The organism is Arsenophonus sp. PmNCSU2021_1, assembly GCF_036919435.1.
GTDB lineage: Bacteria > Pseudomonadota > Gammaproteobacteria > Enterobacterales > Enterobacteriaceae > Arsenophonus > Arsenophonus nilaparvatae.
Window position 1 is genome coordinate 404,098 of the sequence record NZ_JAZHPL010000004.1, and the last position, 24,551, is coordinate 428,648.

General features: G+C 39.5%; 17 protein-coding genes and 11 pseudogenes. 22 read left to right on the forward strand and 6 right to left on the reverse strand.

Annotation, left to right across the window (positions count from 1 at the left end):
• Positions 1–291: 291 nt before the first annotated feature.
• From V3224_RS29795 to V3224_RS06620, 3 genes are read left to right on the forward strand one after another with little or no spacing between them, the layout of a single operon-like run.
• The gene (locus V3224_RS29795) at positions 292–396 is read left to right on the forward strand and encodes a hypothetical protein (protein ID WP_442890162.1); all 105 of its coding nucleotides are present in this window, start codon (positions 292–294) and stop codon (positions 394–396) included.
• The gene (locus V3224_RS06615) at positions 387–668 is read left to right on the forward strand and encodes a VRR-NUC domain-containing protein (RefSeq protein WP_334469445.1); all 282 of its coding nucleotides are present in this window, start codon (positions 387–389) and stop codon (positions 666–668) included. Before V3224_RS29795 ends, V3224_RS06615 begins: the two co-directional genes overlap by 10 nt.
• Positions 669–720: 52 nt before the next feature.
• Entirely contained in the window at positions 721–1,536 is an 816-nt protein-coding gene (locus V3224_RS06620) for an ORF6N domain-containing protein (protein WP_334469447.1), read from the forward strand.
• Here the strand turns inward: V3224_RS06620 and V3224_RS06625 are convergent.
• The gene (locus V3224_RS06625; protein ID WP_334469449.1) at positions 1,533–1,928 is read right to left on the reverse strand and encodes a DUF1640 domain-containing protein; all 396 of its coding nucleotides are present in this window, start codon (positions 1,926–1,928) and stop codon (positions 1,533–1,535) included. The two genes, V3224_RS06620 and V3224_RS06625, sit on opposite strands and share 4 nt — an antisense overlap.
• A 310-nt stretch (positions 1,929–2,238) precedes the next feature.
• Between V3224_RS06625 and V3224_RS06630 the strand changes: the two genes are divergently transcribed.
• From V3224_RS06630 to V3224_RS06660, 7 genes and pseudogenes are all read left to right on the forward strand, one after another.
• On the forward strand, positions 2,239–2,547 hold the full coding sequence (locus V3224_RS06630; RefSeq protein WP_334469451.1) for a BRO-N domain-containing protein: 309 nt from the start codon (positions 2,239–2,241) through the stop codon (positions 2,545–2,547).
• Between the two features lie 126 nt (positions 2,548–2,673).
• Positions 2,674–3,024 (forward strand): hypothetical protein, encoded by a 351-nt coding sequence (locus tag V3224_RS06635; RefSeq protein WP_334469453.1) that lies wholly within the window; start codon positions 2,674–2,676, stop codon positions 3,022–3,024.
• Between the two features lie 66 nt (positions 3,025–3,090).
• Positions 3,091–3,837, forward strand: a complete 747-nt coding sequence (locus V3224_RS06640; RefSeq protein ID WP_334469455.1) for a Rha family transcriptional regulator — start codon at positions 3,091–3,093, stop codon at positions 3,835–3,837.
• A gap of 20 nt (positions 3,838–3,857) precedes the next feature.
• A pseudogene (locus tag V3224_RS06645) lies at positions 3,858–4,874 on the forward strand (SNF2-related protein); the annotation flags it as partial.
• Between the two features lie 197 nt (positions 4,875–5,071).
• A pseudogene (locus tag V3224_RS06650) lies at positions 5,072–5,437 on the forward strand (ATP-dependent helicase); the annotation flags it as partial.
• A gap of 29 nt (positions 5,438–5,466) precedes the next feature.
• Positions 5,467–5,643, forward strand: coding sequence for a hypothetical protein (locus tag V3224_RS06655; RefSeq protein WP_334469457.1), 177 nt, complete (start codon positions 5,467–5,469; stop codon positions 5,641–5,643).
• Between the two features lie 23 nt (positions 5,644–5,666).
• Entirely contained in the window at positions 5,667–5,912 is a 246-nt protein-coding gene (locus V3224_RS06660; protein WP_334469458.1) for a hypothetical protein, read from the forward strand.
• Between the two features lie 224 nt (positions 5,913–6,136).
• Here the strand turns inward: V3224_RS06660 and V3224_RS06665 are convergent, their stop codons facing one another.
• Positions 6,137–7,369, reverse strand: coding sequence for a tyrosine-type recombinase/integrase (locus V3224_RS06665; RefSeq protein ID WP_334469459.1), 1,233 nt, complete (start codon positions 7,367–7,369; stop codon positions 6,137–6,139).
• Between the two features lie 207 nt (positions 7,370–7,576).
• On the opposite strand from V3224_RS06665, the pseudogene V3224_RS06670 reads away from it, so the two are divergent.
• The 8 genes and pseudogenes from V3224_RS06670 to fur all read left to right on the forward strand — a co-directional run.
• Positions 7,577–9,032, forward strand: a pseudogene (locus V3224_RS06670) (peptidase domain-containing ABC transporter); the annotation flags it as partial.
• A gap of 69 nt (positions 9,033–9,101) precedes the next feature.
• A pseudogene (locus tag V3224_RS29800) lies at positions 9,102–9,788 on the forward strand (IS701 family transposase); the annotation flags it as partial.
• Positions 9,789–9,857: 69 nt separating this feature from the next.
• A pseudogene (locus V3224_RS29805) lies at positions 9,858–10,226 on the forward strand (IS701 family transposase); the annotation flags it as partial.
• A gap of 200 nt (positions 10,227–10,426) precedes the next feature.
• Positions 10,427–11,029: pseudogene (locus tag V3224_RS06680) on the forward strand (transposase); the annotation flags it as partial.
• 15 nt (positions 11,030–11,044) lie between these two features.
• A pseudogene (locus V3224_RS06685) lies at positions 11,045–12,193 on the forward strand (ATP-binding cassette domain-containing protein); the annotation flags it as partial.
• Positions 12,194–12,375: 182 nt separating this feature from the next.
• On the forward strand, positions 12,376–12,657 hold the full coding sequence (ybfE, locus tag V3224_RS06690) for a LexA regulated protein (protein ID WP_032116243.1): 282 nt from the start codon (positions 12,376–12,378) through the stop codon (positions 12,655–12,657).
• Positions 12,658–12,844: 187 nt separating this feature from the next.
• Positions 12,845–13,366: a flavodoxin FldA gene (gene fldA, locus V3224_RS06695; RefSeq protein ID WP_334469464.1), complete on the forward strand. Its 522-nt coding sequence runs from the start codon at positions 12,845–12,847 to the stop codon at positions 13,364–13,366.
• Positions 13,367–13,525: 159 nt separating this feature from the next.
• Positions 13,526–13,993: a ferric iron uptake transcriptional regulator gene (fur, locus tag V3224_RS06700; protein ID WP_334469466.1), complete on the forward strand. Its 468-nt coding sequence runs from the start codon at positions 13,526–13,528 to the stop codon at positions 13,991–13,993.
• Positions 13,994–14,069: 76 nt separating this feature from the next.
• Here fur and V3224_RS06705 read toward each other — a convergent pair whose 3' ends face one another.
• Positions 14,070–14,567: a lipase family protein gene (locus V3224_RS06705; protein WP_334469467.1), complete on the reverse strand. Its 498-nt coding sequence runs from the start codon at positions 14,565–14,567 to the stop codon at positions 14,070–14,072.
• A gap of 172 nt (positions 14,568–14,739) precedes the next feature.
• Here V3224_RS06705 and V3224_RS06710 point away from each other — a divergent pair, with 172 nt between their 5' ends.
• Complete coding sequence (locus V3224_RS06710) at positions 14,740–15,612, forward strand: IS982 family transposase (RefSeq protein ID WP_334467716.1); 873 nt, start codon at positions 14,740–14,742, stop codon at positions 15,610–15,612.
• Between the two features lie 98 nt (positions 15,613–15,710).
• Here V3224_RS06710 and V3224_RS06715 read toward each other — a convergent pair.
• The 3 genes and pseudogenes from V3224_RS06715 to nagE form a co-directional block, all read right to left on the reverse strand.
• Positions 15,711–16,788, reverse strand: a pseudogene (locus V3224_RS06715) (IS256 family transposase).
• Positions 16,789–17,214: 426 nt separating this feature from the next.
• The gene (gene glnS, locus V3224_RS06720) at positions 17,215–18,879 is read right to left on the reverse strand and encodes a glutamine--tRNA ligase (protein ID WP_334469469.1); all 1,665 of its coding nucleotides are present in this window, start codon (positions 18,877–18,879) and stop codon (positions 17,215–17,217) included.
• 133 nt (positions 18,880–19,012) lie between these two features.
• Positions 19,013–20,823: pseudogene (gene nagE / locus V3224_RS06725) on the reverse strand (N-acetylglucosamine-specific PTS transporter subunit IIBC); the annotation flags it as partial.
• Between the two features lie 430 nt (positions 20,824–21,253).
• On the opposite strand from nagE, the gene nagB reads away from it, so the two are divergent.
• From nagB to V3224_RS06740, 3 genes and pseudogenes are all read left to right on the forward strand, one after another.
• Entirely contained in the window at positions 21,254–22,045 is a 792-nt protein-coding gene (nagB, locus tag V3224_RS06730; protein ID WP_334469471.1) for a glucosamine-6-phosphate deaminase, read from the forward strand.
• 99 nt (positions 22,046–22,144) lie between these two features.
• Positions 22,145–23,304: pseudogene (gene nagA, locus V3224_RS06735) on the forward strand (N-acetylglucosamine-6-phosphate deacetylase).
• A 15-nt stretch (positions 23,305–23,319) separates the two neighbouring features.
• Positions 23,320–24,540, forward strand: a pseudogene (locus tag V3224_RS06740) (ROK family protein).
• Positions 24,541–24,551 lie beyond the last annotated feature (11 nt).

Genomic DNA, 24,551 nt, shown 5'->3' on the forward strand with positions numbered 1-24,551 from the left:
TGTGGGGCATACATCAACCTATACCGCAATAAGACCATTCAACTACAAGGTAATCCGTCAGCAACCTCAACGATTGAAAAAATACTTAAAACACATTTACCCCACTATTCACCCCCTAAGAGCGATATCCTTCCCACAGACTAGGAAGGAGTTTATTTTTGGAGCTATCATGGCCTTTAGAAAAAACGACAGCCCACTTTATTTCAAGGCGGCACAGGATGCAGTTCACCTTGAACAATCCGGCCAGGCCAATACCATGACGCTGCGCGCGCATGGTCACAGGCAAACCGGCTGGCGCGCAATCGCAATAACCGTATCTGGAGTGAGAACCGCGCCGATTTTTGCCTGATGCAAATAAAACGGGAAGACATAAAAAGGATGTATCCATGCGGTTAATCAGGGAAGAGAGTATCGAAAAACATTTAGTGCGTGAGGTGCGAAAAATCGGTGGTATTGCCTATAAATTTGTTTCACCTGGACGACGGGGTGTACCTGACCGATTAATCGCCCTGCCCAATGGCAAGATTATTTTCGTGGAATGTAAAGCACCGGGCGAAAAACCTAGCCCCTATCAATTACGCGAACACGCACAGCTTTTTGCACTAGGCCATCAGGTTATCGTACTGGACAGTCAGGATTTAAGCAGCATTTTACCCGCTATCGGTTGAAAATTAACTCATCTTGTTGATTCCCCTTGTTTAACTACGGAGGCATATTTTTATGTCCAAATTAGTCACAATTCAAAACACGCAATTACCCATTATCGAATACAAATCTCAGCGAGCAATCACAACCGACATGCTTGCTCAAGGATACGGTACAGACTCAAAAGTGATTTCTAAAAATTTTAATCGTAACAAAAATAGATTTAATGAAGGTAAACATTATTTCAAAATAGAAGGCAGTGAATTAGATAATTTGCGTTCGTCATTAAGGGGAGTGCAAATTTCAAACAAAGCAAGAAGCATTTATTTATGGACAGAACGCGGTGCTTCCCGCCATGCGAAAATATTAGAAACGGATGAAGCATGGAATTGGTTCGAAGCTTTAGAAGACAATTATTTCAATCAAGCTATCTTGCAAATAAAATCTCACAAAGACGAAGGCAGTGGATTACCTGAATTTCGTAAAGCAAAAGCAATAGAAATTCAGGCGAAAGCCATCCAAATTCAAATGGAAAATGTGAAGAAGATATTTGAATGGGCAACAAACCTTTCCGATAACGCCAGACAAACCATTATAGCCGGACTGATTAATCCTATTGCGGGTAGTGAAGTGATCCCCTTGCCGCTTATCACCGAAAAACATTATACCGCAACAGAGATTGGTAAAATATTTGGTGTTTCCGCAAATAAGATTGGGCGGATCGCTAATGACAATAAAATGAAAGTTAAAGCGTATGGCGATACCTATCTTGATAAATCCCCTTACAGTAATAAAGAGGTTGAGTCTTTTCGCTACAACGACAAAGCTATTAAGAAATTCAAGGAAATTCTTGTCGCAAAACAGGAATCAGCAACAAATGAACTTGTTTAATGGACAAGCTTGAGAATAGCTGTAAGCGCACCTATAGCCAAAATTAGCATGCCACCAAGTCTCACTGTTAATTGCAAGCCAAGTTTGTCAAAGCGATTTTCCATGTCTTTGCGAACATCAGCGATTTGAGCATCAACTTTATCAAATCTTACATCTATATCTTTACGGACATCAGCAATCTCAGCAGATAAGTCTTTGCGAACATCAGTAATTTCTTTTCTGACATCAGATATATCACGCTTAACATCAGCAATATCAGCTTTAGTCGCTATATCAGCAACCTCATGAGATTTACGTACAACAAGCGAAATAGCCTTGGCTTGCTGACTAGTAAGACCAGCAGTTTGAAGTTCTTCTGATGCTTGTAGTGTATCAAATGCAACTTGCCCCATAGGGAATCCTCCTTTTGGATAAGTATAACCTAACAATACCCATTGACGAAAGAAGAAATCATGCGCTATAGTTTACTTGCATCTGCAAAATCAGATGTCGGGATTAGCCTCTCGCTGGAATACCGTGTCGTAAATTGACACGCATTAGCGTGTTTTTTTATGCGCCTTAGTCCACTTCTATGGTGGCTCAGGTAGGGGAACCGTAAGGTTCGCCGGTACGGTATCCGGTAAGGCTAACCCTGTCTGGGCTACCACCCAAGATTAGCCTCTAAAATGGTAGCAATATCCTTAAATACCGTATGAGGTCATTATGACAACATTATCTACCACACCATTTACTTTCGAGAATCACATAATCCGTACTGTTATGATAAACAATGAGCCATGGTTTGTTGCTCAGGATGTTTGTGACGCGTTAAAACTTGCGAATTCTCGTATGGCATTAAAACCTTTAGATGAAGATGAAAAAACTGACGTAAGTTTAACTTACACCAGCTCAAATGGTGTTGTTCAAAATCGTGACACTAACATAATCTCTGAATCAGGAATGTACACTTTAGTACTCCGTTGCCGTGATGCAGTAAAACAAGGAACGCTTTCTCATCGTTTCCGCAAATAGGTAACAAATGAAGTCCTTCCATCGATCCGCAAAACTGGCAAATATGAGCACCATCAACCCCACACTAAAGCCGTAGAGCGTTTTACCCATTCGGATACACGTAACCTAACGCATTTAGTCTGGTGCATGACAAATGGTTTTCGATTTGAGCGTTCGTGGAGTAATGCGGTGTGGCTGGCTTTGCGCGAAGTGACCGGCACGCCATCACCGGAGAGTTTTCAGGTAGCGCATATACCCTTAATGGCTGACGAATGCAGACGTATTTACTACATCACCGAGACATTGCGCCAAATTATTAATGACGCGGAAAAGCAGACGATTAAGCGACTTTTACGTAAACGTGAAAATATTGATACGGTATTAACGGATATCAAACAGCTTTTTGAGCATTTCCACCATCAACAAATCGGGATAGTTACCGCACGCACTGACCATTGGTACGAAGGTGAACTGACCCATTTCTTAGAACGCCACTAATTAATCTTAACGCCCCTTCCTATAGGGGCAATCTTTCATCAATTTCATTATTGAGGAATATTCTTTATGTCAAATTTAATAACTTTCCAAAGTTTAACTATGTCAAGCCTTGAGATTGCTGAACTCGTTGGAAGTCGCCATGACAAAGTTAAACAATCAATAGAACGCCTTGCAAACCGTGGCACTATCCAACTTCCCCCAACGAGGAAAGTTAAGAATAAACAATCAAATAGCCCAAATCGCCACACTGAAGTTTTTATTTTTGAAGGTGAACAAGGTAAACGTGACAGCATTATTGTTGTTGCTCAACTTTGCCCTGAATTTACGGCTCGCTTGGTTGATCGTTGGCAAGAACTGGAACAGAAATTAAACACCCCTTCATTACCCACTAACTACATTGAAGCGCTTGAAGCCTTCGTTATCTCAAAAAAGGAAAAGGCTGTTATTACTGACCAGAGAGATGAAGCTATCCGTACCAAATCCCATATTAGTCGCAAAAGGGAAGCCACTGCACTCCAACGTAATTCAGCCTACCAGCGCATTGCTAATCGTGCGATACGAGAGCGTGAAAAAATGGCCGCCCGATTTGGCGCAAGTAAAGAATGGGCTTCTCAACAGGCAGTGTGGAGAACGACGGGAAAAATGTTTGGCTGGAAAGTGTTAAATGCCTGGCTCGACAAACACGATATTTATGACGCACTCACCTCGGGATACCCAACCTGTTTCAATCCTGACCAAAACCGCCATGAAGTGATTTATCCGAGGGAGGCGTGGCTTGAAATACACGGTATCGATATCGCTGAATTATTTTAAAAACAGCTAAAAGGCAATTTATGAAAACCTTCACCCCTCGACCTTACCAAAATCTCATTATCAATCACCTGCTCGATATCAAACGCTCAAATGTCTGGGCGGGAATGGGAATGGGTAAAACAGCAGCAACGCTGACGGCGTTAGAAAATCTCTATTTATCAGGCAGTGAACCCAAACCCACACTGGTGTTAGCCCCTTTACGGGTAGCCCAATCCACTTGGCCTGACGAAGCGCTTAAATGGAACCACCTCCATAATATCGAGGTGCAACCCATCATTGGCACCGTCAAAGCACGGATGGCAGCGCTCAAAAATACCCATGCCAGCGTATTTACGGTCAATTATGACAATCTCGTCTGGCTGGTTGACATCCTCGGAGACAGTTGGCCTTTTGGCACGATTATCGCCGATGAGAGCACCCGGTTAAAATCATTCCGGTTACGCAAGGGCGGTAAACGCACCGCTGCACTTGCTAAAATCGCGCATAAATCGGTTCATCGCTGGGTAAACCTAACCGGTAGACCTTCACCCAATGGCCTAATGGACTTATGGGGGCAAGCGTGGTTTGTCGACCAGGGCGAACGCTTAGGCAGAACGCATAATGCGTTTACGTCCCGCTGGTTTAATCGTATCCAGTTCCCTGGGCAACAGTGGAGCAGGTTTGAGCCTTTAGGGTTTGCTCATCTACAAATTCAGGCGGCACTCAGTGATGTCTCCTTATCTCTTAATGCCGTCAACTGGTTTGATATCGACGAACCTGTTCACAACGTTATCAACATTACGTTACCTGCAAAAGCGCGAGCACACTATCAGGCCATGGAAAAAGAACTGTTTTTTGAGTTGGGCGACAGTGCGATCAAAGCATTAAATGCCGCTGCCAAAACAATAAAAACCTTACAAATTGCCAGTGGTGCTATCTATAGCGATGACAATCACAACTGGACAGTGATACACGATGCCAAAATCCATGCGCTGGAAAGTATTGTCAATGAGGCCGGAGGAATGCCAGTACTGGTTGCTTACCACTGGAAACATGACCTTGACACGAGTTTCGCACCAATAAAAAAACGCTCTATTTTTAAGTTTAATTCAGCATAATATGTAAATAGATAAAACCTTATAAATTAAATATAACTTATTGTAAATTAAGTGAATTTATGCATTTCAGTAACTTGCAGATTAATCATTCCTTTTAAGCCATTTCTAGAATTTTATAGGCCTGTGCGAAACTCGTGCTTGAAAGACTGTTAAACGCTTTTCCAAAAGGCAAAATCTTAGACGCTAACCCACAAACCCTTACCGACTGGAATAATGGCAAAATTCCAGTGCTTTTTGCCCATCCTGCAAGCTGTGGACACGGCTTAAATTTACAGGACGGCGGTAATATTCTGGTTTTTTTCTCCCACTGGTGGGACTTGGAGCAGTACCAGCAAATTATCGAACGTATCGGCCCTACTCGTCAAGCGCAAGCCGGACACAATCGCCCTGTCTTTATTCACCATATCGTCGCTAAAGATACCCTTGATGAAGTGGTTATGAAACGCCGCAACTCAAAACGAGAAATTCAAGATTTATTACTGGAAGTGATGAAAAGGAAATAACAGCATTTTTAATTAAAGGAGTCCCCGCCATGTGGATTTTAATCTTAGCCATGTACGCCAGCCCTTACGCCTCAAGTAACTTTGCAAGTGTTCATACTCAGGAATTTGACACTGAAAATATGTGTCAATTTGCCGCTAAACAGTTTGAGCGTGAATTTGAGACTTTCAAGGATATCAACACCAAAGCGATTTGCGTTAAGAAATAAGGTAATTTCATTAAGGCTAAACCATGAAACTTAACATCATCAAATTACTAATCACGACATTACTTTTTATCAGTGCAGCGTTCGCCTTCGAAATGGTAGTAGGACATCTTGCACACGCCGATACCGTCATCGACCCGCAAATCAGGTTTAAACGTGGTGAATTAGGCAATATCCATTTAGGCGGACAAGAGCTACTGGTTATCGGCGTCATGATAGTGCCAGCACTCCTGGTCTATTTGGGGGTATTCCTTGATACCTTGAAAAAGTAGCATAGAGCTAATAAGTATTATCCCACCTGAATTTACCCCACTTAAACTACCCATAACGAAAAGATGTAATAAGGAGAAAAATCCTATGAATGAATCCCCTTTTGTCAAAACCAGTGAACTGGCAAAAAGGTACAAAGTGACAATACACACTATCAGACAGTGGGCGGGTAATGGAAAACAAAGGCGGGAAGGTTTTCCACGCCCTCGGTTTAGATCTGATGAGCTTAATTTTGCCCGACAGGATATTCTGGATTGGGAAATGGGTAAACGATTTGATTAACTTTATTCCACCAGCGCTCATAAGCCTCTCGCTGCTCTTCCAGGTAGGTATGTTTGTCGTATACCTGCCAAACGCCGGGTAATTTATGGCCTAGCATGATTTCAGCAACATGGGGCTGGGTTAACTCCGCAACCCCTGTGCGCATAGTTTTACGTAAATCGTGAATTGACCAGTGAGTATAGTTTTCAAATTTTAACGCCATTTTTTTGTTGAGATTGCTAATAAAACTAATATGCCCACTGACGCACAAAGGTTTCCCTTCCGATACAATAAACAAATAATCGCTGCCATGACTTAATTTTTTAGCCGTTTTTATCAATTCCTCTGCCGCTGGAATAATAGGACGTATAATGGGCTTTTTGCTTTTTCGCCCTGTTTTATGATTTTCGGGCGGTACTGTCCATATTCTTTTAGCAAAATCGAAATCGGTGATTTTTGCTTTTAGCAATTCCCCTATCCGGCAACCAAATAATAACGCTAATTTGATTATCAGAGCGTTTCTAGGGTTATAGTTTGTCGCATCAATTAACGCAAATAAAACTCTGAGTTCATCTTCACTTAATACCCTTTCGCCCTGTTGTGTTTTTACGCCTAAGTCCTGTGCGGTAACATCGATAAGTGGATTTAAACAGATCATCCCCCTTCGTATCCCCCACCGATGGGCTTTTTTGGTATAAAGTAAAATCCGGGCCCCTATTGCTGGTTTTGCTTTTACCACCTCTTCAATTAGTGATAACCAGACATGCAAGTGGGTTTCGTCATGGGGTAAATTGCCAATCTTGGGGAAAACATAAAGCTCAAATGAGTGTAATATCTCACCTGCTTTTACCTGTGCATTTTTAAGCGATTTTTCCCACCAGTCCCGGATAACCGCCTCAACGGTGTGCGCTTCAACTGACTTTTGTTTACGAGTGCGTTTGATCACTTTAGGGTTTCTGTGCTGTTCCAGTTCACCACGGTAAAAAAGCGCACTATCACGGGCATCTTTTAAACTGATTGCCGGATACGTTCCAATGTCTATCCGATCACCTTTCCCCTGCCAACGATAGCGATATTGAAAAATGACTTTTCCTTTTGGTGTCACGCGAACTGATAAACCCTCTCTGTCTGATTTAGTCACAATTTTAGTTTGCGGCTTACCATTTACCGCTCTTAACCATGAATCACTTACCGCCATTTTTTTTCTCCTTGCGTCTAATCTTTTTAATGATATTTCATGTACATCAATATGTACATAAATTTCATGACACAAGGATTATAATAGGCGACTAAAAACAGCTATTATATGCTAAGGTAAAAAATAAAATATTATAAAATAGTGTATTAACGATAAAATCTCGTCTATTGATGACTGTTGACGACCATTGTTTATTGCTATATATTATTTGCATTACAAATACTGACTCTATTATCACCGATTGTTATTCAAGTTATTATGGATAAGGTGCTTATCCATCAAGTCTTTAGCACTTTAGATGTGCTTATTTTTGCCTTAATAATCGCCGCGTTTATTGAAGTTATATTAAAAGGTTTCAGAGAATATATATATGTCCATACCGCCAACCGTATTGATATCCGACTCGGATTAAAACTGATTAGGCATCTATTACACTTACCACTCTCCTTTTTCAAGACCCGTCAAGTAGGCGCAATTGTTAATCGGGTTAGAGAATTAGAAACAATCCGTGAATTTTTAACCGGCAGTATGTTTACTTTGATGGTCGACGTGCTTTTTTTATTCGTCTTTATCTATGTAATGTCGATTCTATCAACGACACTAACACTCATTTTTTTGCTGTCGATCCCCTGTTATTTACTGTTAACCTGGCGAATAACGCCAAAGATAGAAAAAGCGGCCGAAACACAATTTATGCATGCGGCAATCAATACCTCTTTTTTAACTGAAAGCGTCGCTGGCAGTGAAACCATTAAAAGTTTGGCGGTTGAGCCACGTTTTATCCGCCGTTGGGATGCGCAAACCGCCGACATGGTTGCGAGTAACTTTCAGGCACAGCAAATAAATTCACAAGGCAGTCATATTGTCATGCTGATTGAAAAATTGACTATGGCGATAATTTTATGGATTGGGGCTGCGGAAGTACTGGCATTAAATATGACGATAGGCCAATTAATAGCCTTTCAAATGATGGTCTCTCACAGTAGTCAACCATTGGGGAAATTGGTGCAATTATGGGGGGGATTATATCCGTACTCGGGTTGCCATTGATAAACTAGCACAAATCATTAATTTACCAGCCGAACAACATAGTGATGGTTTGCACCCGCAATTAACCGGCAAAATCCAGTTTCAAAATATGGATTTTCGCTATCAACCAGATCTTCCCCTTATTATTAATCAATATAATTTATCCATTAAAGCCGGAGAGATGATAGGCATTGTTGGTGCTTCAGGTTCCGGTAAAAGTACCTTAGCGCGTCTGTTATTACGCCTTTATACACCAGAAAAAGGCGGTATATTACTTGATGATATTCCTCTTTACCAAATCAACATAGCTAGCTTACGGCAACAAATTGGTATCGTATTACAGGAAAATTTTCTGTTTAACCAGTCGGTATTTAACAATATTGCTCAATCAAAACCTGATGCGACTTTAGATGAAGTGATTACCGCAGCTAAATTAGCCGGTGCCCATGATTTCATCTTAAAAATGCCTTCAGGTTACGATTCGCTAATTGCTGAAGGTGGCCAATCATTATCAGGCGGCCAGCGCCAGCGTATTGCCATTGCTCGCACACTACTTAGCAATCCTCGTATTCTGATCTTTGATGAAGCCACCAACGCTTTGGATGATCAAACACAAGCCATGATCCAACAAAATCACGAGTTTCGCAATCTCCAAAAAAGAAGTATAAATTTAAAAACAAGAAAAAATCAGGGTGTTCATATTTTGTCGGGTTATCCATGTATTAAAGATATCTATAAAACATTCTTACAAGTAAGCAGTTTAAGATACTCTGGTTTAGCGTTATCAGAAGTAAGCCCATCGCCTTTATCTCATGACACTGTTAGCCGATGGCTAAAAAGTAGATGCTTTAGACCTAAAGACCTATGGCGATTAGTTGAACCTTCTATAGACAAAAAAAGCCCTTGCGTACTAATTGCCGATGATACATTGATTGCCAAAACACGTGGTAAAAAAATAGAGATGGTCCATTATCAATATTCAGGTAATGAACATGATGTTATTGCTGGCATAGGTTTAGTTAATTTGCTTTGGCATGATCTGACGAAGGTTGAATCAATTCCTATCAATTATCGTATTTATGATAAAGATTCTGATGGAAAAACAAAAAACACGCACTTTTCCGAAATGCTCACTCTTGCTAAAAAAAGAGGGATCATGCCAGAAGCGGTAGTGATGGATGCTTGGTATTCTAGCCTGGATAACCTGAAATCAATTCGCTCTCATGGTTGGATCTGGGTAACCACGCTGAGGAAAAATAGGATTGTTAACCATAACAAACAACTGAACAAGTTAGACATCTCAGAAGAAGGAACGTCAATACACTTGCGAGGATATGGTTGGGTAACCGTTTTCAAATTTATAGCCAAAAACGGCCGTATTGATTACATACACGAGTTTCGCAATCTCCAAAAAAGAAGTATAAATTTAAAAACAAGAAAAAATCAGGGTGTTCATATTTTGTCGGGTTATCCATGTATTAAAGATATCTATAAAACATTCTTACAAGTAAGCAGTTTAAGATACTCTGGTTTAGCGTTATCAGAAGTAAGCCCATCGCCTTTATCTCATGACACTGTTAGCCGATGGCTAAAAAGTAGATGTTTTAGACCTAAAGACCTATGGCGATTAGTTGAACCTTCTATAGACAAAAAAAGCCCTTGCGTACTAATTGCCGATGATACATTGATTGCCAAAACACGTAGTAAAAAAATAGAGATGGTCCATTATCAATATTCAGGTAATGAACATGATGTTATTGCTGGCATAGGTTTAGTTAATTTGCTTTGGCATGATCTGACGAAGGTTGAATCAATTCCTATCAATTATCTTATTTATGACACGAGTTTCGCACCAATAAAAAAACGCTCTATTTTTAAGTTTAATTCAGCATAATATGTAAATAGATAAAACCTTATAAATTAAATATAACTTATTGTAAATTAAGTAAATTTATGCATTTCAGTAACTTGCAGATTAATCATTACTTTTAAGCCCTTTCTAGAATTTTATAGGCCTGTGCGAAACTCGTGTATGATAAAGATTCTGATGGAAAAACAAAAAACACGCACTTTTCCGAAATGCTCACTCTTGCTAAAAAAAGAGGGATCATGCCAGAAGCCGTAGTGATGGATGCTTGGTATTCTAGCCTGGATAACCTGAAATCAATTCGCTCTCATGGTTGGATCTGGGTAAACACGCTGAGGAAAAATAGGATTGTTAACCATAACAAACAACTGAACAAGTTAGACATCTCAGAAGAAGGAACGTCAATACACTTGCGAGGATATGGTTGGGTAACCGTTTTCAAATTTACAGCCAAAAACGGCCGTATTGATTACATAGTAACAAACAAAGAGAATCCCACCCGTCAATACCTCAAATCTATCATGGATGCCCGTTGGTCTGTTGAAGTTTATCATCGAGAAGTTAAACAAAACTGTGGTATTGAACGCTGTCAGGCTCGCACGAGCCGAGCGCAAAGAAATCATATTTTTCTCGCTATTTCTGCGTGGTTTGAACAACATAAACGTCGTATATCTGAAAAAATAACCTTTTATCAACAAAATTGGGACGTAATCAAAAGTGCTATTACTGAGCAAATCCGTGTTTTATTAGCGTACCCAAATTAGTTTTGTGCGAAACTCGTGACTGAAACAATCACGGGTATTGAAACCGTTAAAACAACCGCCACCGAGAATAGGTTTTTACAACGCTGGCAAAAAATCTTAAGTCACCAATTACAAAAAAGCTTTCAGGTACAAAAAAGCAGTATCATTGCCAGTCAAATTATTACACTGGTCAATAAAATAACTACTGATATTCTATTATGGTTTGGTGTTAAAGCCGTTATGCAAGGCCAACTTAGTCCTGGAGAATTAATTGCTTTTAATATGCTTAGCGCACATGTTACTCAACCGATCCTTCGCCTGGCGCAAGTATGGCAAGATTTTCAGCATACCCTTATAGCCCTTAAACGTGTTGGTGATATTCTTGATGAACCTACTGAATTTGGCCAAAAGGGGTTAGCCAATACAGCATCTATTAATGGTAATATTGAATTTAATCATATCAGATTTCGTTATGCTAACGACATGCCAGAAGTATTGCAGAACCTATCCTTGTCAATTAAGGCCGGACAATTTATCGGTATCACAGGCCCTTCAGGATCAGGAAAAAGTACCTTAACAAAGTTATTACAACGACTTTATGTTCCTCAGCAGGGTCAAATTACTATTGATGGTATGGATCTGGCTGTCGCCGATCCCGTTGCTTTACGTCTTAATATGAGTGTAGTACTTCAAGAAAGTATTTTGTTTGCAGACTCGATAGCAGATAATATCCGCTTAAGCCAACCGGCAGCTTCTGACGAAGCCATGACCCAGGCAGCACAAATAGCAGGCGCACTGGATTTTATTCAACAACTTCCTCAAGGTTTCAATACGCAGTTAGCAGAGAGAGGTATGAATTTATCAGGAGAACAACGGCAACGTATAGCACTTGCCCGAGCCCTGTTAACACAACCACGGATTTTAATTCTTGATGAGGCCACTTCTGCACTAGATTATGATTCAGAAGCCGCTATCATGAAAAATATGCATTATTTGTCTGCTGGTCGAACTGTTATTAGTATTGCCCATCGCCTCAATACCATTCGTCATGCTGATAAAATTTGTGTGATTAATGAAGGTCAAGTGATTGAATTCGATAGCCATGATAATCTACTCAAGTTAAATGGGTTTTATGCTCAACTCTGGCATCAACAAATAGGAACAATAACAAAAATTAACGCTTAAAAATAACGCCAGTCGCCAGTAAGATCACTTTTTATACGTTTTACTGGCTATTGCTAATTTCAGTTACTCACTAATAGGCTGCTTTATCAATTGAGTATATTTTATCTGTTAGTAGCGATAGTTATCATGCTAGGGTATGATTGGTTTAAGTAACTAGCAAATTTCCATCAACATTTAAATTTATGGCAAAAGAGCAGACTGATCGCACAACCCGGGATTTATTCGCCGATGAACCTAGACCAGGGCGTCCAAAAACCAATCCTTTATCTCGACATGAACAATTAAAAATTAATAAACGTAATCAGTTAAAACGTGATAAAAGCAAAGGTTTACGCCGTGTCGAACTAAAAATCAATGAGCGTGCTGTTGCGGCATTAAATATGCTAGCTCAAGAACAAAAAATAAGCCGTAGTGAATTAATAGAACAAATATTGCTGACACAATTAGCAAAGAAAAACCGATGAATTGCAATTTTACTGGTTTATTTTGCCTAAAACACACAAAATTGACAGAATTATGCCGTTATTTTCGTCAAAATAACGGTTATTTAATTATTTATTAATCAATCGTTATTATCTTTGCTATTACTACTGTTAATAACGATAAGATAACAAAACAACTCAAATTAAAATTAAGAGGTTTATTTACTTTATGGCAATCATAGGTATCTTCTTCGGCAGTGATACTGGCAATACAGAAAATATTGCCAAAATGATCCAAGAAACCCTTGGCGGCGCTGAAATTCATGATATTGCTAAAAGCAGTAAAGAGGATATTGAAGCATTTGATATTTTACTATTCGGTATTCCTACCTGGTATTATGGTGAAGCACAGTGTGATTGGGATGACTTCTTTCCGACATTAGAAGAAATTGATTTTACCAATAAGCTAGTAGCTATTTTTGGTTGTGGCGATCAAGAAGATTATGCGGAATATTTCTGTGATGCTATGGGTACTGTGAAAGAGATTATTGAACCTAATGGTGCTATCATTGTTGGCCATTGGCCAACAGAAGGTTACCACTTCGAAGCATCAAAAGGGCTCGCTGATGACTCTAACTTTATTGGCCTTGCCATTGATGAAGACAGGCAGCCGGAACTAACCGCTGAGCGAGTGGAAAGCTGGGTAAAACAAATATCTGAAGAGCTAAATTTACAAGCTATTATCGATTGATAGCTGTCAATATTTTTTGTATATGATAATTCCTGCAAATTGTGTAATGATATTGTGACATATATAATTGTAAAATTAGTTTGAAATAAACAGTATACTACTGTTAACGATGTTTTGATATTATTGAATTCACTGCTAATGCAACAAGGTAGGATCCCCATGACCGACAACAATAAAGCATTGAAGAATGCAGGGCTTAAAGTAACACTTCCACGTTTAAAAATTTTAGAGGTATTACAAGAGCCTGAATGCCATCATGTCAGTGCGGAAGATCTCTATAAAAAACTCATTGATATGGGGGAAGAGATTGGCCTCGCAACGGTTTATCGTGTTCTAAATCAATTTGATGACGCAGGTATTGTTACTCGCCATAATTTTGAAGGCGGTAAATCGGTTTTTGAGTTGACACAACAACATCACCATGATCACTTAATTTGCTTGGATTGTAGTAAAGTCATTGAATTCAGCGATGAATCCATTGAGACACGACAAAAAAATATTGCGGAACGTCATGGCATCAAGCTCTCTAATCACAGTCTCTATCTATATGGACATTGCTCCAAAAAAGATCATTGTGATGAAAACGATTTGGGCCACCCTGCCCGCAATAGTAAAGAAGAAAAATAACACAGCCTATTACTATTTTTGTTATTAATCAGTTAAAAATAAAAGGAGAATTGCAGTCCAATTTCTCCTTTTATTTTCAAGTTTGTAGCGCATAAATAAGACTATGCCTGACATAATTTGAATGTGCCGCTAAAAAGTTGTCTTTTTTGTTCGTTGCTTGGGGAATAATATTAATTTTACCAATATGATCAACCGCAAAAAATTTATCCATCTTCGGAATAACATCACCTTCGACATAATGATGATTGACATTATGCATAGCCTTCTCTAAATCTAAACTACCATGTTGCTTTAACAAATCGCGCTGTAAACATCGGCCAAATTGAGCACTGCTAAAACATTCCGCCAAAATAACATTTTCTTTGCTAGATACCTTCAGGGCTGCATAAGCAGCTAAACCACCACCTAATGAATGACCACTGGTTGAAAGCCTGTATCCATTCCATTCCCCATCCATTTGAACCAGTTGTTGCAGATTATGCATTAATTGCGCAGCCTGCTTATAGCAAGCTGGAACACCACCAAATACCAATCGAATTTCCCGCTCAACCTTATTGCGAAAGATATAAGCCACCAATCCAGTATGACTATCTTCTAATAGACCATCTTGTGGATAAAGTTTTATATTAACCTGAGTTCGGGATAAGAAATAAAGAGAAAGTCTTGATATTCAAATAGTTGAATGAGCCTGTTTTGTTAAAATACTCTAACAGTCTGGTTAAAGAGTAGAGCATTGTTAAACAATTATGGAAAATCTTACTGAACTTTATTGCCTGATGGATGATTTTTGCAAAGACTTCGAGCCAAAAATGCATGAATATTTGCTGACTAACGGTACTAAGCGTCGTAGACGGTCTACTCAGCTTTCGTTGGCGGAAATGATGACACTGGTTGTGTTGTTTCATCAACTCCGATTCAGGCAATTCAAGGTATTTTATCTCTATTATGTCCGCTTATATCTCCGGAAGGAATTTCCTAACTTGCCATCCTATTCACGCTGTGTAGAGTTACTTCCGCGTAGTGCCTTAGCGTTAACGGCACTGTTTGAGTCAATTAAGGGAAAATGCACGGGGCTATCGGTTGCCGATTCTACTCCGATAGCGGTGTGTGATAACTTACGGATCCGCAGACATAAAGTCTTCAATGGGATAGCTGAACGGGGAAAAAATTCAACAGGTTGGTTCTTTGGTTTCAAGCTTCATGTAATTATCAATCATTTGGGGGAAATACTCAGTTTTCGACTCACACCAGGAAACACCGATGATCGGAAACCATTGCCTGAGCTGACAAAGGATCTTTCTGGTTGTTTGTACGCAGATAAAGGGTATTTATCGGCTTCACTGAAACAGCAACTCAAAACGATGGGAATTAGCCTTATAACGAATATCAAGAAGAAAATGAAGCCTATTAAACAGACTTGTTTCGACAAAGCCATCTTGCGTCATCGTTCTGTCATTGAAACGGTATTTGATGAGTTAAAAAATCTTTGTCAAATAGAGCATACGCGACATCGCTCTCCGGCTAACTTTGTAGTGAATTTATTAGGCGGACTGGTTGCATATTGTTTAATGCCATCTAAACCAAAGATACCTGTTGCAGGTACGTATCTTCAAGTATAATTGATAATGCTTATCCCGAACTCAGGTTATATTAGTCATTTTAGACACAAACCTTGCCAATTCAGACCCTGTACACGATTCTGTGTAAATGCCTTTTCTCAGTAGTGACCGTCCAGGCGGTCACCGAACTCGATAATAAAGCGGCTCATCGCCATACGCCAGTCCCTCAGCGGCATTGTCCATTTCTGTGACGCCGCCTGGATTGCCAGCCACACCACCTTTTTCACTGCGTCATCCGTCGGGAACACCTTACGCTTTTTGATGGCATGCCGGATCACGCTGTTCAGCGACTCTATGGCATTCGTTGTGTAGATCACCTTGCGGATGTATGCCGGGTAAGCGAAGAACGTCGCCAGGTTGGCCCAGTTTGTCTGCCAGCTCCGGCTTATCTGCGGGTAGCGGCTGTCCCATGCGCTGGCGAACGCTTCCAGCGCCTGCTGGCCTGCTTCTGTTGATGGCGTCCGGAAAGCCTTTCAGACCGTCGACACAGGCGATGAGGATATCGTTCAGACCACGGTTTTTTAGTTCTGTCAGCACACTGAGCCAGAACTTCGCGCCCTCGTTTTCGGCCAGCCACATACCCAACAGTTCTTTCTGACCTTCGATGTTGATACCCAGGACCAGAAACACGGATTTATTGATAACGCGACTGTCCTGCCGGACCTTCAGGACGATACAGTCAAGATAAACAATAGGATAGACTGCATCCAGTGGGCGATTTTGCCATTCGGTAACCTGCTCCATCACGGAATCGGTGACCTTCGAGACCAGCGCCGGTGAGACATCCGCGTCATACAGTTCTTTGAACGCAGCCGCTATCTCGCGGGTGGTCATCCCTTTGGCGTACAACGATAAAATCTGGTTATCCATCCCGGTGATCCGGGTCTGGTTTTTCTTCACCAGTTGCGGTTCGAAAGAACCGTCACGATCGCACGGAGTGCGTAGTTCCAGAGGACCATCGCCGGTGATAACGGTCTTTGTGGAATAGCTGTTGCGGGAGTTGGCAACCGGTTTGGGCTGATTTTTATCGTAGCCCAGATGGTGGGACATTTCGGCGTTGAGAGTCGCCTCAACGCTGATTTTCTTCAGCAGACGATCGAACTGGCTGAGATCGTCAGGGGTTTTGAGATTTTTGGCCAATTTATTAGCCAGAGCCTGCAATTGTTTTTCGTCCATAAATTAACCTTCATTTGATGCTGGATTGAACATATCAAAATCAGGCAATTACACAAATTTATGTACAGGCTCGTCTTTGTACCGATATAAAGGCATCACTGTTATAAATACTTTTTAATGGACAGGTGAAATTGATCTTAGGTGATATCGTTTGCAGTTCTGCTTGTAAAACCGCTTTTTCTATTGGAAGAGATCAATTAATAAACTTAAGCATGATATAACATCCTTGTTAGTAACCAATTGATTTTTTTGATAAGGATATTGACTACATATTTTTTTGACTTGCTCTAAACGAATAAAAATTTATAACAGAAAGCCATTTTTCTGTTAATAAAAATATCTCGTGAACAATAATGACGATATTTTTTAATAAAAAGCGTGGCTATAAACCACGCTTTTTACCATAACTCTTAACGGGGTAATTTCTTAGCTTGCTATTTTTGCCCAACTATCTCTTAAGCCTACAGTGCGATTAAATACCAGCTGCTTAGCTGTATGATCATGGCTATCTGCACAAAAATAACCCTCGCGTTCAAACTGATAAGCTTTTCCCGGTTGCGCGGTAATTAAACTTGGTTCAACAAACCCATAGCGAATCACTAAAGAATCAGGATTAATGGTAGCTAAAAAGTCCTCTTCTGCGGCAGGATTAGGCACAGTAAATAAGCGATCATACAATCGGATCTCTGCTGGCAAGGCATGTGATGCACTGACCCAATGGATAACCCCTTTGACTTTACGTCCATCAGCAGGATCTTTATTTAATGTATCAGCATCATAAGTACAATAAATCGTGGTAATGTTGCCTTCTGCATCTTTATCAACCCGATTAGCTTGTACAATATAAGCATTTCGTAAACGCACTTCTTTACCCAAAACTAAGCGCTTATATTGCCGATTAGCTTCTTCACGAAAATCAGCTCGATCGATATAAAGTTCCCGACTAAATGGCACTTGTCGAGCGCCCATCTCAGGTTTATTAGGGTGATTATACATCGTCAGCATTTGCTCATCAGCAGACATATTTTCAATCACTAACTTTATGGGATCTAAGACCGCCATTGCCCGTGGTGCATTTTCATTTAGATCATCACGAATACAAGATTCCAATGCTGCCATTTCAACAGTATTATCTTGCTTAGTCACGCCAATACGCCGACAAAATTCACGAATCGACGCTGCCGTATAACCACGACGACGTAAACCTGAAATGGTTGGCATTCTGGGATCATCCCAGTTTTCAACCCTATTCTCCGCCACTAACTGATTTAGTTTACGTTTTGACATCACCGTATAGGCAAGATTTAGACGCGAAAACTCATACTGTCTTGGATGACAATCAATGGTAATATTATCTAATACCCAATCATATAATCGGCGATTATCTTGAAATTCCAGGGTACAAAGTGAGTGGGTAATCCCCTCCAATGCGTCCGAAATACAATGAGTAAAATCATACATTGGATAAATACACCATTTATTACCCGATTGGTGGTGTTCAGCATATTTTATTCGATATAACACCGGATCGCGCATGACAATAAAAGAGGATGACATATCAATTTTAGCACGTAGACAGGCCTTTCCTTCTTCAAATCCACCCGCTCGCATCTTGTCAAATAGCTGCAAATTCTGCTCAATAGTGCGATGACGATATGGACTATTTTTACCTGGCTGCCTTAAAGTTCCGCGATATTCACGAATAGCATCGGGACTTAATTCATCAACATAAGCTAAGCCTTTTTTAATCAGCTCAATAGCATATTGATATAGGTCATCAAAATAATCTGACGAATATTTTACGTTACCACTCCAACTAAACCCTAACCATTTCACATCTTCTTGAATGGAATTAACATATTCAACATCTTCTTTAACTGGATTAGTATCATCAAAACGCAAATTGCATTGACCCTGATAATCCTCTGCAATACCAAAATTCAAACAGATTGATTTGGCATGACCAATATGTAAATAACCATTAGGTTCAGGTGGAAAACGGGTATATACATGAGTATGCTTACCTGTAGCCAAATCTTCTTCAATAATCTGGCGAATGAAATTTGTTGGGCGAGTATCTGCCTCATTCATTGTCATAGCTCCTCAATGCAAAAGCATGTTAATAACGCTTTTATCATCTACGATATCCGAATTAGAAACAACCGTTTATTAACATATATTATTAGGCTTTATTTAATCAATAAAAAGCTCATACATGCTGTTCCAAATAATCGAGATCTAATTTCAGGATAGGCTGACCTACCTTTACATCACTATTTTCTTCAACTAAACGCTCACAACCCTGCCCTTTTAACGTTACAGTATCAATACCCATGTGACCGATCACTTCAACACCTTCATTTGTCTCGATGCAGAAAGCATGATTGGTAGCAAAAATTTTCACAATCTTACCGGATACAGGCGCTAATACCTCACCACTCGTTGGCTTAATCGCTAAACCATCACCGACAATGCGGCTAGCAAAAGCTTCATCCGGAACTTCATCAAGGGAATAAATTTCACCACTAACCGGTGCCACCAGCGTTAAAATTGTTTGCCCCACATGCTTATTTTTTACTTTTACTGCTGACTGTCGATTATCTTTCTCAACAAAATTTAACGGTGCAACAACTTCTCGTGCGGCAATCTTTTTCATTGCTTCCGCAATCATTTCTGCCGGGGTTCCAACAATAATTTGCACACTATGTTTATTTAAACGAATGATGCCTGATGCACCCAGTTTTTTTACCAAGTCATCATTAACAATATCAACGGCTTTTACACCTAAATATAAACGAGTAATACAGGCATCGATTACTGTTAAATTATCGGTTCCGCCCACCGCCGCAAGATATTGGTATGCTTCATGGGTAATATCCTTAGCACTGGTGGTGATATCTTTGTCATAATCATCAACGGCTTGATAGTCGTTGATTATTTCACGACCTGGGGTCATTAAATTGAACTTATTAATCACAACGCGAAATATGACATAGTATAAACAAAAGAAAATTATCCCTTGGAAAATCAACATATACCAATGCACTGCTAATGGGTTACGACTCTGCAGTAACATATCGACTAAACCAGCACTAAAACCAAAACCCGATATCCAGTGCATTGCAGCTGCAATATAAACAGAAAATCCAGTTAATAGAGCATGAATGACATAAAGAACCGGCGCCACAAACATGAATGAGAATTCGAGCGGCTCAGTGATCCCAGTAAAAAAGGCGGCGAAAGCACCTGCCATCATGATACCTGCGACTTTTGCTTTATTTTCAGGACGAACACACTGATAAATGGCCAATGCCGCACCAGGCAAACCAAACATCATGATAGGGAAAAATCCAGCTTGATAACGCCCAGTAATACCTTTTTCGGCTAAACCTGTAGCTAACGATTTAGCGCCAGCCAAAAAGTTAGGAATATCATTAATACCCGCCACATCAAACCAAAATACTGAATTTAATGCATGATGTAATCCAACCGAGATTAATAGACGATTAAAAAAAGCATAAATACCGGCACCTAATGAACCCAAATCTTTAATATTTTCACCAAACAGTACTAATGCATTATAGATAAATGGCCAAACATACATCAGAACGAAAGATAACAGGATAATCAAAAATGAAGTCAATATAGGTACTAAACGGCGGCCACTAAAGAACGACAATGCTTTCGGTAACTCGACACCGCATAGCGATTATAAAGTTCCGCCGCCAATACACCAACCAATATCCCAACAAACTGATTATTAATTTTACTAAATGCTGCAGGAACTTGCTCGATAGCAATACCCATAATCATCGAATAAGCCGTTGGTGAACATAGGGTTGTTACCACTAAAAAACCGACAAAACCGGTTAATGCCGCCGAACCATCTTTATCTTTTGATAAACCATACGCAACGCCAATTGCAAATAATATTGACATATTATCTATAATTGCTGAACCCGATTTAATCAGTAAAGCAGCAATAGTACTATTAGCTCCCCAGCCATTAGGATCGATCCAATAACCGAGCCCCATTCAAATCGCAGCGGCAGGCAGCACAGCGACAGGCACCATCAAAGCACGGCCTATTCGCTGTAAATAACTTAACACATTCACTATGTTTTCCCCTTGAATAACCTCATTACTGAGATCTTATTGCTAAATATTATAAATATTCAATTTTTTGCATATATTATCATTAAGTAATTCAGACCCAATTATTTTGCATCACAAATTATATCAGCTAAAGTTGTGATAAAAGTCTAAATATGACCCTGTTATTTGATTAAAATAGTGGCTAAACAAAAAACCTTTTTTTTCATGAAAAATATCTTATTGTACTAGAATTCAGGCGTTAATAAATAGACAATCTTTGAGTTATAAAAACTCAAGTAATAACAAAGAATAATACAAAATTATTAAAATATAGCTGATATGAAACAAAATTAAGTGAGGTAAAAAAATAATGAGGCTTATTCCTCTAACAACAGCAAAAGATGTCGGTCTTTTTTCCGCCAATTACATTGCAAACAAAATTAATCAATTTAATCCAACGGCTACACATCCATTTGTATTAGGGCTGCCCACAGGCGGAACACCACTAGCTACCTACCATGAGCTAATTAATCTCTATAAAGCAGGTAAAATTAGTTTTAAACATGTAGTTACTTTTAATATGGATGAATATGTCGGCATCCCAAAAAATCATCCACAAAGCTATCATACTTTCATGTATGAAAATCTGTTTAACCATATTGATATTACAAAAAATAATATTAATTTACTCGACGGTAATGCAAAAAATATCGACGCTGAATGCAAACGTTACGAAGATAAAATTAAGTCTTATGGTAAAATACATCTATTTATGGGAGGCGTTGGTAGTGATGGCCATATTGCCTTCAACGAACCTGCTTCATCTCTTTCTTCTCGCACCCGGATCAAAACGCTAACACCAGAAACCCGACAGGCAAATTCTCGTTTTTTTGATAACAATATTGATAGGGTGCCTAAATATGCTGTCACTGTTGGGGTAGGAACCCTACTTGATGCGGAAGAAATTTTAATCTTAGCAACCGGTGCAAATAAAGCATTAGCCGTTGAGGCTGCGGTCGAAGGTTCGATTAACCATATGTGGACGATTAGCTGCCTACAAATGCATGCAAAATCGGCTTTAGTTTGTGATGAACCAGCAACCCTTGAGCTAAAAGTAAAAACTTTAAAATATTTTTGTCAATTAGAATCTGACATCATTTAATCAATTTGCTAGTTAAATTAAAATAGCAAAATTCAATATAATAAACCAAAAATTCGATAAATTATACTATTTTTAGCCATTATAGAAGAGTAAAATATCATGTATGCATTAATCAACTGCATTATTTACACAGGTTATGACGACTGGACAATCATGCAGTTATTATTGAAAAAAAACAGATAAAACAAGTTTGTCCAATTGCAGAATTACCTCAGGATATTGAAATTCATGATTTACAAAATGCGATCCTAGCGCCGGGATTTATTGATCTACAAGTTAATGGCTGCGGTGGTGTACAGTTCAATGATAATCCAGCAAATATCTCTATTCAGACGCTGGAAATTATGCAAAAAGCAAATGAACGAAATGGCTGTACCAGCTTCCTGCCTACATTGATCACCAGCCCTGATCCACTGATTAAAACAGCAATAGAGACGATGCGTGACTACCTGGCCAAATATAAAAACCAAGCATTAGGGCTACATATTGAAGGGCCTTACATTAACCCAGTCAAAAAAGGTACCCACAATGTTGAATATATTCGTCAGCCTTCTGCCGAAATGATCAACTATCTATGTCAAAATGCCGATGTGATCACTAAAATTACCTTAGCACCAGAAATAGTTGCAGAAAAATATATTCACCAATTAGTTGAAGCCGGTATTGTTGTTTCAGCAGGCCATTCCAATGCCACTTATGAAGAAGCACAAAATGGCTTCAAGGCAGGTATTCAATTCTCAACCCATCTTTTCAATGCCATGCCTGCTATTTCAGGTCGAGCCCCGGGATTAGTGGGTGCTATTTACAACACTCCTCATGTATATGCAGGAATTATTGCCGATGGGTTACATGTTCACTGGGCGAATATTCGTGACAGTAAACAATTAAAAGGCGATAAATTAGTTCTAGTAACAGATGCCACCGCACCTGCTGGCCTGGATTCTAATGGCAGTGAAATGGATTATTTTACCTTTGCTGGTAAAACCATATATTATCGCGATGGATTATGTGTTGATAAAAATGGTACATTAAGCGGTTCATCCTTAACGATGATAGATGCTGTCAAAAATATCGTTGAACATGTAGGTATTGCATTAGATGAAGCATTACGAATGGCCACACTTTATCCAGCTCGTGCTATTGGTGTCGACAAAAAACTTGGGAGCATAGAAAAAGATAAAGTTGCAAACCTTATCGTATTTGATCACGACTTCATCATCCGCAAAACCATTGTTAATGGCCGTGAAATAGAACTGTAACGAGCATATATACTGATGAGTAACAATTACATCTTGAAGCAAATTGGTAATATTGATTTAGTTAAACAATTAAATAGTGCTGTTGTATATCGAATTATTGATCAAAATGGCCCTATTTCTCGAATTCAGATCTCAGAACAAAGCCAGTTGGCGCCTGCTAGTGTAACCAAAATAACCCGCCAACTACTGGAGCGTGGTTTAATTAAAGAAGTCGCTCAATAAGCCTCTACCAGTGGTCGCCGACCAATTTCAATTATTTCTGAACATCGTATTTTTCATAGCATCGGTGTCAGATTAGGCCGTCGTGACTGTACATTAGCACTTTACGCCTTAAACGGCAAAATGCTCGCCGAAGCGCATTCACCCTTACCAGAAACCGGTCAACAAGAAACAGAAAATCATTTAATTGCCGCCATTGAAAATTTCATTCAACAACATCAACGCCCTAATCGCGAGTTGATTGCTATTTCAGTTATTTTACCTGGCTTAGTCAATCCACAAGCAGGAATTGTCCATTATATGCCCCATATAAAAGTACATAACTGGCAATTGCTGCGTAATCTGAAAGAGCATTTCAAAATAACCTGTTTTATCGGTCACGACATTCGTAGTTTTGCACTGGCAGAACATTATTTCGGCGCTACACAAAATTGCGCCGATTCAATTTTTGTACGCATCCATCATGGCGCTGGTGCAGGTGTGGTTATGGGTGGTGAAATTTTATTGAACAACCGTTACAATCTGGGTGAAATCGGCCATATACAAATAGATCCATTAGGAGAACGTTGCCATTGTGGTAACTTTGGTTGTCTGGAAACCGTTGCAGCTAATAGCGCTATTGAAAATAGAATTAGGCAACAACTTGACCAAAATTATCCGAGCCAATTAAAATCAAATAACTGTTCTATTAAAGCAATTTGCCAGGCGGCAAATAAAAACAATCCGTTAGCAATTGAAGTAATTAAACACGTAGGCCATCATCTTGGTAAAGCAATTGCCATTATTATTAACCTATTTAATCCGCAAAAAGTGGTCATTGTAGGAGAAATTACAGCAGCTGAAAAAGTTCTCCTACTCGCCGTGCAAAACTGTATCAAAACCCAAGCGCTAAAAGATTTCCGCAATGATTTACCGATTGTTACTTCACAACTGTTACATAATTCAGCTATTGGCGCTTTCGCCTTAACTAAACGTGCTATGTTAAATGGTGAACTTTTACAACATTTGCTTGAATAGCAATAGCGTTG

What these genes read in the sequence shown, in the direction of transcription:
- ybfE (WP_032116243.1), top strand. Translation starts at nt 12,376, where the DNA reads ATGGCAAAAGAGCAGACTGATCGCACAACCCGGGATTTATTCGCCGAT.
- V3224_RS06630 (WP_334469451.1), top strand. Translation starts at nt 2,239, where the DNA reads ATGACAACATTATCTACCACACCATTTACTTTCGAGAATCACATAATC.
- V3224_RS06640 (WP_334469455.1), top strand. Translation starts at nt 3,091, where the DNA reads ATGTCAAATTTAATAACTTTCCAAAGTTTAACTATGTCAAGCCTTGAG.
- nagB (WP_334469471.1), top strand. Translation starts at nt 21,254, where the DNA reads ATGAGGCTTATTCCTCTAACAACAGCAAAAGATGTCGGTCTTTTTTCC.
- V3224_RS06665 (WP_334469459.1), bottom strand. Translation starts at nt 7,369, where the DNA reads ATGGCGGTAAGTGATTCATGGTTAAGAGCGGTAAATGGTAAGCCGCAA.
- V3224_RS06710 (WP_334467716.1), top strand. Translation starts at nt 14,740, where the DNA reads ATGGAAAATCTTACTGAACTTTATTGCCTGATGGATGATTTTTGCAAA.
- V3224_RS06635 (WP_334469453.1), top strand. Translation starts at nt 2,674, where the DNA reads ATGACAAATGGTTTTCGATTTGAGCGTTCGTGGAGTAATGCGGTGTGG.
- fur (WP_334469466.1), top strand. Translation starts at nt 13,526, where the DNA reads ATGACCGACAACAATAAAGCATTGAAGAATGCAGGGCTTAAAGTAACA.
- V3224_RS06660 (WP_334469458.1), top strand. Translation starts at nt 5,667, where the DNA reads ATGAAACTTAACATCATCAAATTACTAATCACGACATTACTTTTTATC.
- fldA (WP_334469464.1), top strand. Translation starts at nt 12,845, where the DNA reads ATGGCAATCATAGGTATCTTCTTCGGCAGTGATACTGGCAATACAGAA.
- V3224_RS06620 (WP_334469447.1), top strand. Translation starts at nt 721, where the DNA reads ATGTCCAAATTAGTCACAATTCAAAACACGCAATTACCCATTATCGAA.
- V3224_RS06655 (WP_334469457.1), top strand. Translation starts at nt 5,467, where the DNA reads ATGTGGATTTTAATCTTAGCCATGTACGCCAGCCCTTACGCCTCAAGT.
- glnS (WP_334469469.1), bottom strand. Translation starts at nt 18,879, where the DNA reads ATGAATGAGGCAGATACTCGCCCAACAAATTTCATTCGCCAGATTATT.
- V3224_RS06615 (WP_334469445.1), top strand. Translation starts at nt 387, where the DNA reads ATGCGGTTAATCAGGGAAGAGAGTATCGAAAAACATTTAGTGCGTGAG.
- V3224_RS06625 (WP_334469449.1), bottom strand. Translation starts at nt 1,928, where the DNA reads ATGGGGCAAGTTGCATTTGATACACTACAAGCATCAGAAGAACTTCAA.